This window comes from Pseudomonas mosselii (assembly GCF_003205295.1).
Lineage (GTDB): Bacteria > Pseudomonadota > Gammaproteobacteria > Pseudomonadales > Pseudomonadaceae > Aquipseudomonas > Aquipseudomonas mosselii_B.
The window spans coordinates 94,389-106,839 of sequence record NZ_QJRP01000008.1 but is presented as its reverse complement, the minus strand read 5'-3'; the positions used below and the strand labels follow the sequence as shown (position 1 = coordinate 106,839).

Annotated in this window: 10 protein-coding genes; 8 read left to right on the top strand and 2 right to left on the bottom strand. The window is 60.7% G+C overall.

Annotation, left to right across the window (positions count from 1 at the left end; all coding sequences use genetic code 11):
• Window positions 1-72: 72 nt before the first annotated feature.
• Window positions 73-1,824 (top strand): anti-phage dCTP deaminase, encoded by a 1,752-nt coding sequence (locus DMX06_RS10730; RefSeq protein WP_110736816.1) that lies wholly within the window; start codon window positions 73-75, stop codon window positions 1,822-1,824.
• Between the two features lie 196 nt (window positions 1,825-2,020).
• On the opposite strand, the gene DMX06_RS10725 is transcribed toward DMX06_RS10730, so the two are convergent.
• Together DMX06_RS10725 and norR are read right to left on the bottom strand one after the other, a co-directional pair.
• Window positions 2,021-2,920, bottom strand: a complete 900-nt coding sequence (locus DMX06_RS10725) for a chemotaxis protein (RefSeq protein ID WP_110736814.1) — start codon at window positions 2,918-2,920, stop codon at window positions 2,021-2,023.
• Window positions 2,921-3,161: 241 nt separating this feature from the next.
• Complete coding sequence (gene norR, locus DMX06_RS10720) at window positions 3,162-4,712, bottom strand: nitric oxide reductase transcriptional regulator NorR (protein WP_110736812.1); 1,551 nt, start codon at window positions 4,710-4,712, stop codon at window positions 3,162-3,164.
• A 154-nt stretch (window positions 4,713-4,866) separates the two neighbouring features.
• Here norR and hmpA point away from each other — a divergent pair, with 154 nt between their 5' ends.
• The 7 genes from hmpA (at window position 4,867) to cyoE (ending at window position 12,388) form a co-directional block, all read left to right on the top strand.
• Entirely contained in the window at window positions 4,867-6,045 is a 1,179-nt protein-coding gene (hmpA, locus tag DMX06_RS10715; protein ID WP_110736810.1) for an NO-inducible flavohemoprotein, read from the top strand.
• 450 nt (window positions 6,046-6,495) lie between these two features.
• Window positions 6,496-7,002 carry a disulfide bond formation protein B gene (locus DMX06_RS10710; protein WP_023629873.1) on the top strand — a complete coding sequence of 169 codons (507 nt, stop codon included), beginning with the start codon at window positions 6,496-6,498 and terminating at the stop codon, window positions 7,000-7,002.
• 561 nt (window positions 7,003-7,563) lie between these two features.
• Window positions 7,564-8,508: a ubiquinol oxidase subunit II gene (cyoA, locus tag DMX06_RS10700; protein WP_028689802.1), complete on the top strand. Its 945-nt coding sequence runs from the start codon at window positions 7,564-7,566 to the stop codon at window positions 8,506-8,508.
• A gap of 3 nt (window positions 8,509-8,511) precedes the next feature.
• Complete coding sequence (gene cyoB, locus DMX06_RS10695; protein ID WP_050703798.1) at window positions 8,512-10,530, top strand: cytochrome o ubiquinol oxidase subunit I; 2,019 nt, start codon at window positions 8,512-8,514, stop codon at window positions 10,528-10,530.
• Between the two features lie 3 nt (window positions 10,531-10,533).
• Entirely contained in the window at window positions 10,534-11,157 is a 624-nt protein-coding gene (locus DMX06_RS10690) for a cytochrome o ubiquinol oxidase subunit III (protein ID WP_023629875.1), read from the top strand.
• Window positions 11,157-11,489, top strand: a complete 333-nt coding sequence (cyoD, locus tag DMX06_RS10685) for a cytochrome o ubiquinol oxidase subunit IV (RefSeq protein WP_110736808.1) — start codon at window positions 11,157-11,159, stop codon at window positions 11,487-11,489. The genes DMX06_RS10690 and cyoD overlap by 1 nt, the downstream gene beginning before the upstream one ends.
• 11 nt (window positions 11,490-11,500) lie before the next feature.
• Window positions 11,501-12,388, top strand: coding sequence for a heme o synthase (cyoE, locus tag DMX06_RS10680; protein ID WP_028689798.1), 888 nt, complete (start codon window positions 11,501-11,503; stop codon window positions 12,386-12,388).
• The last annotated feature ends 63 nt before the right edge of the window (window positions 12,389-12,451 follow it).

Sequence of the window (12,451 nt, the reverse complement as noted above, 5' to 3'; positions counted from 1 at the left end):
GCTGGAAAGAGGATGATTCGTGGCTATACCTGTAGGGATTCAAAAGCCAACGGGCAACGGTGAGGTCATGGAATGCGTTTCGAGGGATCATTCGCGCAGCTGAAGGAGCGCCTGGAAATATTGGCGCAGGTTGGAGCATGGAAAGAACTTAACCCGAACCAGTTTGAGTTTCGCACCCATAGCGGTGGTGTGATGTCTTGGTACCCGGGCACGGGTGAACTGAGTTTTCAGGGGAAGCCGGAGTCCTCCCTGGAGCTGGAGCAGTTGGTAAGAGGGATACTGTCACAGGACGGTGAGGCCATGCCCGATGCCCGGCCACTCATGGAAAATCTTGCGCACGCTCCTGAATTCATGAATATGTCCTTCCTGGATGATTCCTACGCGGATTCCGAGTTGGTTCTGGGATTCGTCGGGGCACTGGGAACTGACCTGAAAGTGGTTTGCCAAATTGTCGAAGATCGGCTCAAGGCGTTTCGCTATACCTCTAACTCCATTCGTATATCCAGTGAGGTTATTTCAAAAATCGGGAACGTTCCGGACACAGAAAACCGCGTTGAGCGTATAGACAGGTACATGCGTGAAGGTAATCGGTTAAGAGAGGTGTCAGGGGATAATTCGATACTGGCGTTGGGTGCTGCTGTCGCCATCAGCCAATTGAGGTACCAGAAAAATCAGGGAGCGCCTGGTAGAAATGCCTATCTGATCAACTCACTGAAAACACCGTTTGAGGTGCAGCGACTGCGGAAGATTTACGCTGGAGGGTTCTTCTTGATCGGCGTGCATGCGGACCATGAGCGCAGAAGTCGCTATCTTCTCAAGGACTTGCAGTTGACTAAGGAGCAGGCGGCGGATCTGATTTCACGGGATGAGAACGAAAAAGAGCCACATGGGCAGCACACCCGAGATACTTACCATTTGTCTGATTTCTTTGTCAGTTATGACGGGAATCTTGATGCCCTCAAGAATCAGGTCTGGCGAATTCTGGATCTGTTGTTCGGAAAGCCCTACGTCACCCCCACTTTCGATGAGTATGCGATGTTCATGGCATTTTCTGCCTCACTGAGGTCCGCTGACCTATCACGGCAGGTCGGTGCTGTACTGACCAAGCACGATTGCATCATCGCAACGGGGGCTAACGATGTACCCAAGGCAGGAGGCGGCCTGTACTGGCCAACCAGGAGTGAAGCACATGAAATTGTGGATGAGGAGGATGGAAGGGACTACAAACGAGGCGAGGACTCCAACGCCATGCAAAAAAAGGAGATTGTAGACAACATCATTCGCTCATTACCCGAGCACTGTCGGGATGAAGTGGCGCCGTTGATAAGAAATAGCGGAATAAAAGATATCACTGAATACGGGCGGGTCGTCCATGCGGAAATGGAAGCGCTGCTGTCATCTTCAAGAATGGGGGTAAGTGCAGTTGATAGCACGCTGTATTGCACCACTTACCCTTGTCACAACTGTGCAAAACACATTATTGCCGCAGGTGTCGACCGTGTGGTTTATGTCGAGCCTTACCCCAAGAGTAAGGCTCAGAAATTTCATTCGGATTCGATTTCCCAGGACCGTTCGAACAAAGGGGTATTTTTTGACGCCTTCATCGGCGTGGGCCCAAGAAGCTTCTTTGATCTGTTTTCCATGAGTCTGGGTAGCGGCTACGCTGTCATACGTAAGACCGAGGATGGGCAAACGGTTGACTGGACTGAAGCAGATGCTAGATTGCGCACCCAGATGCTGCCTTGTTCATACATCGATCATGAGGATGAGGCTGGGTATACTTTGTCAATGTACTTGAAGGATGATTCCGATGAACGGAAGTAAAGAGGAATTTCTTCGTTACCTCGATGAATGTCGAGAAAAGGTCGAGCAGTGGCCGACCTGGAAGCGGGGGGGCGTGAAAGCGCCGAACCGAGAGCCAGTCGTTTCCAGGGCGGCCTCGCAGCCCCGCCCTCAGTCGACGAATAGCCGCTGAGGCCTCAAGAGCCATGCACTCGCATGGCTCTTCACGCTCTGGCTTTCAGCGCTCCTCGAACACCACCGCCCGCGCCGCCGTCACCAGGCAGTTGGTCAGCTCCGGCGAGGAGAACTTGGTCAGGATCGCATTGGCCCCCGCCAGCTTGGCCTTGTCGCCGCTCATCGCGCTGTCCAGCGAGGTGTGCAGCAGGATGTACAGGTGCTGGAAGTCGGGGGTTTCGCGCAAGGTGCGGGTGAAGGCGAAGCCATCCATCTCGGACATCTCGATGTCGGAGACAATGATGTTGATCTCCCTGTCGGTGCCTTGCAGTTCCAACAGCACGTTGATCGCATCCTTGGCGCTGCGCGCGGTATGGCACTCGATGCCGAGGTTGCGCAGGGTGTGCACCGACTGCTGCAGCGCGACCTGGCTGTCGTCCACCACCAGGATGTTGGCGGCGGCCAGCAGGCTGGCGTCCTCCTCGCTGACTTCGCCCGGGTGTGGTTCGTGCGGGGGCGGGGCGATGCCGTGGATGACCTTCTCGATGTCCAGCACCTGCACCAGGGTGTTGTCGACCCGGGTCACGCCGGTGATGAACGAGCGGTTGCCCGAGCCATAGGGCGGCGGCTTGATGTCGGTGCTCAGGCAATGGACGATGCGGCTCACCGCCTGTACGTGCAGGCCCTGGCGCGAGCGGCTGATCTCGGTGACGATCAGGCAGCCGCCGTCGGGGTCGGCCAGGGGCATTTCGCCGATGGCCCGGGACAGGTCGATCACCGACAGCGAGTTGCCGCGCAGGGTGGCGACACCTTTGACATGCGGGTGGGCCTCCGGCAGCTTGGTCAGTGGCGGGCAGGGGATGATCTCGCTGACCTTGAGCAGGTTGATTGCCATCAGCTTGCCGCTGCGCAGGGTGAACAGCAGCAGGGACAACGAGTCCGCGCGGGCTTTTTGCGTGGCCATGGGCAACCTTCGGTTCGAAATGGGGGAGGATGCCGGGTTATCGGCTTTTTGGCGTCAGGCTTTAGCTTAGTTTGCTATTTGCGGTGCATCGCAAAGCTGTAACTGTAGGAGCGGCCTTGTGTCGCGAAAGGGCCGCGAAGCGGCCCCGGCAATCTGTGCTTTAACGCGACAATTCTGGGGCTGCTGCGCAGCCCTTTCGCGGCACAAGGCCGCTCCTATAGGGGCTGCACATGGCCTGAAGCTAGCGCAGTCCCAGTCGCTTGGCCAACCGGCTCAGGTTGGCCCGGTCCAGACCCAGTTCCCGCGCTGCGGCAGCCCAGTTGTCCCCGTGGCGATTCAGGCAGGCTTCGACGATCTGCCGCTGATAATCATCCACTGCCTCGCGCAGCCCACCCTCGGGCAATGGCACGTCGGCCGACGGCACCTCGGCTACTACCGGCATGGCCGGCGCCACGTTGCGCAGGTCGAGGTCGGCCGCCTCCAGGGTGAGGATCTTCGGCCGCTGTCCATGTTGCCCCAGCGCCTTGAGCGCCGAACGGCCGATCAGGTGCTCCAGCTCGCGCACGTTGCCCGGCCAGCCGTAGGCCAGCAGCGCGGTCTGGGCATCGGTGGACAAGCGCAGGCTGCCCAGCCCCAGGCGCGAGCGGTTCTGTTCGAGGAAGTAGCCGGCAAGCAGCAGCACATCACGGCCTCGCTCGCGCAGCGGCGGGACCTGCAGTGGATAGACGCTCAGGCGGTGGTAGAAGTCGGCGCGGAAGTTGCCGCTGCGCACTTCCTCGGCCAGGTCGCGGTTGGTCGCGGCGATCAGGCGCACATCCACCCGGTGCTCGCGATCCGAGCCCAGCCGCTGCAACTGACCGCTCTGCAGTACCCGCAGCAGCTTGGCCTGCACCGCCAGGGGCAGCTCGCCGACCTCGTCGAGGAACAGCGTGCCACCATTGGCCAGTTCGAACTTGCCCCGGCGTTCGCCGTGGGCGCCGGTGAAGGCACCACGCACATGGCCGAACAATTCGCTTTCCACCAGGGTGTCGGGCAGCGCGGCGCAGTTGAGGCTGACCAGCGGTTTGTCGGCGCGCTGGCTGGCGCGGTGCAGGGCCTGGGCCACCAGCTCCTTGCCGACGCCGGTCTCGCCGGTGATCAGCACGGTCAGGTCGCTGCCGCCGACCAGGCGGACCTCCTCGACCAGGCGCTTGTGCGCCTTGCTCTGGCCGATCAGCTCCCGGTCCTGGCCGCTGGCCTGGCGGTACACTTCGGCGCGCTGGTGTTCGTCCTCGGCACGCAGGGCCAGATGCTCGATGCGCTCGGCCACGGTCACCGTGGCGGCGGCCAGGCTGGCGAAGGCCTGCAGGGCGTCGAGCTCCAGGCTCTGGAACTGGCCGGGGGTCAGGGCGTCGAGGGTCAGCAGGCCCCAGGGCCGTTCGTCGACCATCAACGGACAGCCCATGCAGTCGTGGACTTCGAGGTCGACATGCTCGGCATTGACCAGGCCGTCATAAGGGTCGGGCAACGGGCTGTCGCTGGCGAAGCGGGTCGGTTCCGGGCGCCCGAGGAGAATCTTGAAGCGTGGATGCTCGCTGACCTTGAAGCGCCGCCCCAAGGTGTCTGGCGACAGGCCGTCCACCGCCAGCGGCACCAGCCATTCACCGTCCAGGCGCAGCAGCGCTGCGGCATCGCAGGGCAGCAGGCCGCGCATGGCGCCAAGCAGGCGGCGGTAGCGCTCCTGGTCGGGCAAGTCGCAGGAGAGGTCGCTGACCAGGGGGAGGAGGGCGGTGAGCAGGGGCTTTGCAGTCATATGGACTCCTGTTGGTCGTAATGACTATACGCCTGAGTGTGTCTTTATGACACTTATGTGCTCAACACCCTGATTTTATTGATGATTAAAGTTGGCACGATTGCTGAAAAGCCTAACGCAATCATTCGAAGCCAAAGGCTCAGGAGTTGTCGCAATGCTCAATGCCGAACAACGTGCAATCATCAAGGCCACTGTCCCCCTGCTGGAAAGCGGTGGCGAGACCCTGACCACCCACTTCTACAAACTGATGCTCAGCGAGTACCCCGAGGTGCGTCCGCTGTTCAACCAGGCCCACCAGGCCAGCGGCGACCAGCCGCGCGCCTTGGCCAACGGCGTGTTGATGTACGCGCGCCACATTGACCGGCTCGAGCAACTGGGTGGCCTGGTCGGGCAGATCATCAACAAGCATGTGGCCCTGCAGATTCTCCCTGAACACTATCCGATCGTCGGCAGCTGCCTGCTGCGCGCCATCGAGGAAGTGCTGGGCAAGGACATCGCCACCCCTGAAGTGATCGCCGCCTGGGCCGCCGCCTATGGCCAGCTGGCCGACATCCTGATCGGCGCGGAAGAGAACCTCTATAAAGAGAAGGAGCAGGCCGCCGGCGGTTGGCGCGGCACCCGCGAGTTTCGCCTGGTGCGCCGCGAGCAGGAAAGCAGCGAGATCGTCTCGTTCTACTTCGCACCGGTCGATGGCAAGCCGGTGCTCAAGGCCGAGCCGGGCCAGTACATCGGCCTGCAGCTGTTCATCGATGGCCAGGAGCAGCGCCGCAACTACTCGCTGTCGGCCCTGTGCGACGGCGAGCAGTACCGCATCAGCGTCAAGCGCGAAGCGGGTGGCAAGGTCTCCAACTACTTGCATGACGGCTTGATGGTCGGCGATACCCTGCAACTGTTCCCGCCGTCCGGCGACTTCACCCTGGCCGCCAGCGACAAGCCGCTGGTGCTGATCAGTGGCGGCGTGGGCATCACCCCGACCCTGGCGATGCTCGAGGCGGCGCTCAAGACCGAGCGACCGGTGCACTTCATCCACTGCGCGCGCAATGGCGCGGTGCACGCCTTCCGCGACTGGATCGACGGGCTGGCGGCGCGCCACCCGCAGCTCAAACGCTTCTATTGCTACGCCGAGGAAGATGGCAGCCAGGCCGCCGACGCCGTGGGCCTGCTGGACCAGGCGCTGCTGGGCGAGTGGCTGCCGCGTGAGCGTGACATCGATGCCTACTTCCTCGGGCCGAAGGGCTTCATGGCCGCGATCAAGCGCCAGCTCAAGGGGTTGGGCGTGCCGGAAGGGCAGAGCCGCTACGAGTTCTTCGGGCCGGCGGCGGCGTTGGAGTAGCAATCGCCGGGGGCGCAAAGCGCCCCCGGACTCCACCATCCCAATTGCTCGCAAGCCAGCTCTCGTGCCGGATGCTCCCAACCGTGGGTAATCGAGAACGAAGCGGACGATTGCATTCTCCGTGCGGGGGCTGGCTTGCCAGCCATTGGGCCTACCACCCCTTCTCTATATAGAAAGAGATGAACGCCTCTACACCCGCGTTCATCTTTAATCCTCCTTTAATCACTGTATCCTTCACTCCCGGGTGTCGAGGGGCCTGCCCCTGTCCGGCGCTCGGGCTGGCGTATTTTTCATGTGCGCCAGTGAACCGAAACCGACCCGCTCGGTCCTAGGTCATCAATGGATAGCCGCGCACGCCCCTCCTCGATGCATTCAAAGGTCATCTCCAGCGTGTAGACTGGGCGCCCCTCGGGCAGCCCGCGCTGCCACTCTCCATCGAAGGAATCGGCAATGAACGAACTCTCATCGCGCCTGAATCGGGAACGGCGCTTTCTGGTGCTCCTCGGCGTGATCTGCCTGGCGCTGATCGGCGGCGCCCTGTACATGCAGGTGGTGCTGGGCGAGGCGCCGTGCCCGTTGTGCATCCTGCAGCGCTATGCCCTGCTGTTCATCGCGATCTTCGCCTTCATCGCCGCCGCCATGCCTGGGCGGCGCAGCCTGACCTTCTTCGAGGCGCTGGTGGTGCTCAGCGCCATCGGTGGGATCGTTGCGGCCGGCAACCATGTGTATATACTCGCCAACCCGATGGTCAGCTGCGGCATCGATACCCTGCAGCCCATCGTCGACGACCTGCCGCTGGCCAAGCTCTGGCCGCTGGCCTTCCAGGTCGACGGTTTCTGCTCCACCCCGTACCCGCCGATCCTCGGCCTGTCGCTGGCGCAATGGGCGCTGGTGGCCTTCGTCCTGACGGCGGTGCTGGTGCCCCTGGGGATCTACCGGAACCGACGTCGCGCTTAGACCAAAGTCCCGAATTGACCTGGGTCTATTGCGCGGCGAGATAAGCCGCAAAGTGCGCCGCACGATTGATCCAGGTCAGCCATCAGCCCTTGCGTGGCAAGGGTTTCAGGGCTACTGGAAGGGGTGCGACAAACTGTCGCGAAGTTGATTTTTTGACCAGTATTGTTACGCATTCTGTAAAAGACTGTTGCTCAATAAGTCATAGTCATCGTTGAACGACCTATCTACAATCGCCCCCAATTTCCGTTCGGCACTGCTTGCGAGTCGCAGGATTGATGGGAGCCGCAGCGCTTTCCCATTTGCTGACTTCGACAAGTTTCGCCCAACGGCGATACCGGGCGGATACCCCTCCGCGTTTTCCCGCACCAAATGGACTTGGTCTGAAGTACAGGCCTGTTGCCTACGAAACCATAAGCACCGCACACCCGCTTGACGCCAAGATCCTGCAGTCGGATCCCTGGCAGGGGCGAGTACGGGCGCCAATTGCCGCACTTGGCAGGACGAAGTGTTGGCTACCAAAACACAAATTGCATTGAAGCAAGCTGATCTAGAGGTCGTGAGATGAGTAAAAAGCGTTACCCCAGACTGTTTGGCATATTGCCCTTTTTAGGCATGCTTTTACTCAGTGGGTGCAACTGGACCCTGCTCGACCCGAAGGGCCAGGTCGGCATTGAGCAGAAGAACCTGATCCTGATCGCCACCGGCCTGATGCTGCTGGTGGTCGTGCCCGTGATCATCATGACCCTGGCGTTCGCCTGGAAGTACCGTGCTTCCAACAAGGCCGCCACCTACACCCCCGACTGGTCGCACTCGACCAAGATCGAGGCCGCGGTGTGGATCATCCCGATCCTGATCATCATTGCCCTGGGTTACTTCACCTACCACTCCACCCACAAGCTGGACCCGTACCGTCCGCTGGATTCCGATGTGAAGCCGGTGCAGATCGACGTGGTCGCGCTGGACTGGAAGTGGCTGTTCATCTACCCGGAACAGGGCATCGCCACGGTCAACAAGATCGTCTTCCCGGCCAACACCCCGGTCAACTTCCGTGTGACCTCCGACGCCGTGATGAACTCCTTCTTCATCCCGGGTCTGGGCGGCCAGATCTACGCCATGGCCGGCATGACCACCAAACTGCACCTGATCGCCAACGAGAACGGTGTGTTTGACGGTATCTCCGCCAACTACAGCGGCGCCGGTTTCACCGGTATGAAATTCAAGGCTGTTGCCACCTCGCAAGCTGACTTCGATGCATGGGTCGCTGAAGTGAAGGCATCGCCGAAGAAACTGGACCAGGCCGAATATGACGCCTTGGCCAAAGCTAGCGAAAACAACCCAGTCGCGCTGTACAGCGAGGCCCCGGCTGACCAGTTCCAGCGCATCGTCGACAAGTACGAAGGCATGAACCGCGGTCGTCCGAACCACGAAGAAGCAGGCAGCAAAGACCTGGCCACTACCAAGGGTGTGGAATCGAGTATGCAACCAGCTGCCGGTGCAGAGGAGTAAGAGATGTTCGGTAAATTAACTCTGGAGGCGATACCGTATCACGAGCCGATAGTCATGGTGACGCTTGCCATGATCGCGCTCGGTGGTATCGCTGTCGTTGGTGCCATCACCTATTTCCGCAAGTGGACCTACTTGTGGACCGAGTGGTTGACCACGGTCGACCACAAGAAAATCGGCGTGATGTACATCATCGTCGCTATGGTCATGCTGCTGCGCGGCTTCGCCGACGCCATCATGATGCGTACCCAGCTTGCTGCCGCCACCGGTGGCTCGGAAGGCTACCTGCCGCCTGAACACTATGACCAGATCTTCACCGCCCACGGTGTGATCATGATCATCTTCATGGCGATGCCGTTCTTTACCGGCCTGATGAACCTCGCGGTTCCGCTGCAGATCGGTGCGCGTGACGTTGCCTTCCCGTTCCTGAACTCCCTGAGCTTCTACCTGCTGCTGGCAGGCGTGCTGCTGGTCAACATCTCGCTGGGCGTTGGTGAATTCGCCAAGACCGGCTGGGTTGCCTATCCGCCGCTCGCGGGTATCCAGTACAGCCCTGGGGTGGGTGTCGACTACTACATCTGGGCGCTACAGCTATCCGGATTGGGTACGACGCTTACCGGCGTGAACTTCCTCGTCACCGTGATGAAGATGCGCGCCCCTGGCATGAAGCTGATGGACATGCCGATCTTCACCTGGACCTGCACCTGGGCCAACGTGCTGATCGTCGCTTCGTTCCCGATCCTGACCGCCGCACTCGCCCTGCTGACCGTTGACCGTTATCTGGACTTCCACATCTTCACCAACGAGCTTGGTGGGAACCCGATGATGTACGTCAACCTGTTCTGGGCATGGGGTCACCCTGAGGTCTACATCCTGATCCTGCCGGCCTTCGGCGTGTTCTCGGAAGTCACCTCGACCTTCGCAGGCAAGCGCCTGTTCGGTCACCACTCGATGATCTACGCCTCGGGCGCGATCGCCATCCTGGGCTTCGCGGTCTGGCTGCACCACTTCTTCACCATGGGTGCCGGCGCCAGCGTCAACACCTTCTTCGGCCTGGCGACGATGCTGATCTCCATTCCGACCGGTGTGAAGCTGTTTAACTGGCTGTTCACCATCTACCAGGGCCGTCTGCGCTTCACCGCGCCGATCATGTGGACCCTGGGCTTCATGGTCACCTTCTCCATCGGTGGCATGACCGGCGTTCTGCTGGCTGTTCCAGGTGCCGACTTCGTTCTGCACAACAGCCTGTTCGTGATCGCCCACTTCCACAACGTGATCATCGGTGGCGCGGTATTCGGCTACATCGCCGGCTTCGCCTTCTGGTTCCCGAAAGCCTTCGGCTTCACCCTGAACGAGAAGTGGGGCAAGGCTGCCTTCTGGTTCTGGATCTCCGGCTTCTACGTAGCGTTCATGCCGCTGTACGCCCTGGGCTTCATGGGCATGACCCGTCGTCTGAACCACTCCGACAACCCGCTGTGGGAACCCTACCTTTACGTAGCCGTGGTCGGCGCCGTGCTGATCCTGTTCGGTATCGCCTGCCAGCTGATCCAGATCTACGTCTCGGTTCGCGACCGCAAGGACAACATGGACGTCACCGGCGACCCATGGGGCGGCCGTACCCTGGAATGGTCGACTTCGTCGCCACCTCCGTTCTACAACTTCGCTCACATGCCTGAGCATGTTGGCCTGGACGCCTGGCACGAAGCCAAGCAAGCCGGCGCTGCGTACAAGGCCCCTGCCAAGTACGAAGCGATCCACATGCCGAGCAACACCTCCACCGGTCTGTTCATGGGTCTGCTGCTGACCGTGTTCGGCTTCGCCTTCATCTGGCACATCTGGTGGCTGGTGGGCGCGAGCCTGGTGGCAACCATCGCTGTCTTCGTTCGCCACGCCGCGCGTGACGACCAGGGCTACATGGTTCCGGCCGAAGAAGTGGCGCGCATCGAAGGCGAGCGCATGAAAGCGCTGGCCAAAGCAGGTGCTCTGCCTGCCGGCGCACGTGTCGAATCGTTTGAACGGGTGTAATCAATGTCCAGTCAAGTAATCCACGGTGGCGCGCATGGTCATGACCATGCGCACGACGACCACCACCACGACTCGGGCCAGATGACCGTACTCGGTTTCTGGCTCTACCTGATGACCGACTGCATCCTGTTTGCGTCGCTCTTCGCCACCTACGCGGTGCTGTCCGGCGGTTTCGCCGGCGGCCCGTCGGGTCACGACATCTTCCAGCTCGACTTCGTGCTGGTTGAAACCGCGTTCCTGCTGCTGTCCTCGATCACCTTCGGCTTCGCCATGCTGAAGATGTTCGCCGGCAACAAGGCAGGCGTGCTGGGCTGGTTGGCCGTGACGTTCCTGTTCGGTGCCGGCTTCATCGCGATGGAAATCTATGAGTTCCATCACCTGATCGCCGAGGGCTACGGCCCGCAGCGCAGTGGCTTCCTGTCGGCGTTCTTCGCGCTGGTCGGTACCCACGGCCTGCACGTGACTGCCGGCCTGATCTGGATGGCAATCATGATGTACCAGATCAACAAGCACGGCATCACGCCGACCGCCAAGACCCGCATGAGCTGCCTGAGCCTGTTCTGGCACTTCCTGGACGTGGTCTGGATCTGCGTATTCACCGTCGTCTACCTGCTGGGGGTTCTGTAATGGCTAACGCACACGACACTCACCACGAAGGTAATCACGGCAGCGTGAAGTCGTACATGATCGGTTTCGTACTGTCGATCATCCTGACCGCGATCCCGTTCGGCCTGGTGATGTACCCGAGCCTGCCGAAGAACCTGACCGTCCTGATCGTGGTGGCCATGGCCATCATCCAGGTTGTCGTGCACCTTGTGTACTTCCTGCACATGGACCGTTCGAAAGAGCAGCGTTCCAACGTGTCGACGTTCCTGTTTACCGTCCTGGTAATTGCACTGCTGGTCGGCCTGTCGCTGTGGATCATGTTCAGCATCCACTTCGAAATGTTGGCCAAGTGAGGTAAGACTGCATGTCCGTGAAGCACTTTATCCAAATCACCAAACCGGGGATCATTTTCGGTAACGTGCTTTCCGTGGCAGGCGGTTTCTTCCTTGCCGCTAAGGGGCATGTGGATTTCGCCCTGTTCCTGGCGGTGGTGATCGGTACGTCCCTGGTGGTCGCGTCCGGATGCGTGTTCAACAACTGCATCGACCGTGACATCGACCACAAGATGGAACGTACCAAGAACCGCGTCATGGTCCAGGGCGGCATGTCGCTGCCCCTGGCGCTGATCTACGCCACCCTGCTCGGGGTGGCGGGTTTCAGCCTGCTGTATGTGCAAGCCAACCCGCTGGCGGCGTTCTGCGCCCTGGTCGGTTTCGTTGTCTACGTCGGTTTCTACAGCCTGTGGCTGAAGCGCAAATCGGTGCACGGCACCTTGGTCGGCAGCCTGTCCGGTGCCATGCCTCCGGTGATCGGCTACTGCGCCGTGAGCAACAGCTTCGACCTGGCCGCGGTGACCCTGCTGGTGATGTTCAGCCTGTGGCAGATGCCGCACAGCTTTGCCATCGCCATCTTCCGCTTCAAGGACTACAGCGCCGCCAACATTCCGGTCCTGCCGGTGGCACGCGGTATCCTCGCGGCGAAGAAGCAGATCGTGCTGTACGTGCTGGCCTTCGTCCTCGCCACCCTGATGCTGACCCTCGGCGGCTACGCCGGCCTGGGTTACCTCGCCGTGGCGGCCGCCATGGGCCTGTACTGGCTGTACATGGCCTGGGGCGGCTACAAGGCCGAGGACGACAGCAAGTGGGCCCGCAAGGTATTCGGCTTCTCCATCCTCACCGTCACCGCCCTGAGCGTGATGATGGGCGTGGACAGCCAGACCGCGGCCGATGTGCTGATGACCTACGCGCGCTGAAACACCGCTGCTGCACAAGACGCCCCGGCTTGCCGGGGCGTTTTTTTGTCTCGGAAAATTCAT

Excerpts from the sequence above, each read along its gene's own strand:
- cyoD (WP_110736808.1), top strand. The coding sequence starts at position 11,157 with ATGGCTAACGCACACGACACTCACCACGAAGGTAATCACGGCAGCGTG.
- cyoA (WP_028689802.1), top strand. The coding sequence starts at position 7,564 with ATGAGTAAAAAGCGTTACCCCAGACTGTTTGGCATATTGCCCTTTTTA.
- norR (WP_110736812.1), bottom strand. The coding sequence starts at position 4,712 with ATGACTGCAAAGCCCCTGCTCACCGCCCTCCTCCCCCTGGTCAGCGAC.
- cyoE (WP_028689798.1), top strand. The coding sequence starts at position 11,501 with ATGTCCGTGAAGCACTTTATCCAAATCACCAAACCGGGGATCATTTTC.
- DMX06_RS10690 (WP_023629875.1), top strand. The coding sequence starts at position 10,534 with ATGTCCAGTCAAGTAATCCACGGTGGCGCGCATGGTCATGACCATGCG.
- hmpA (WP_110736810.1), top strand. The coding sequence starts at position 4,867 with ATGCTCAATGCCGAACAACGTGCAATCATCAAGGCCACTGTCCCCCTG.
- DMX06_RS10725 (WP_110736814.1), bottom strand. The coding sequence starts at position 2,920 with ATGGCCACGCAAAAAGCCCGCGCGGACTCGTTGTCCCTGCTGCTGTTC.
- DMX06_RS10730 (WP_110736816.1), top strand. The coding sequence starts at position 73 with ATGCGTTTCGAGGGATCATTCGCGCAGCTGAAGGAGCGCCTGGAAATA.
- DMX06_RS10710 (WP_023629873.1), top strand. The coding sequence starts at position 6,496 with ATGAACGAACTCTCATCGCGCCTGAATCGGGAACGGCGCTTTCTGGTG.
- cyoB (WP_050703798.1), top strand. The coding sequence starts at position 8,512 with ATGTTCGGTAAATTAACTCTGGAGGCGATACCGTATCACGAGCCGATA.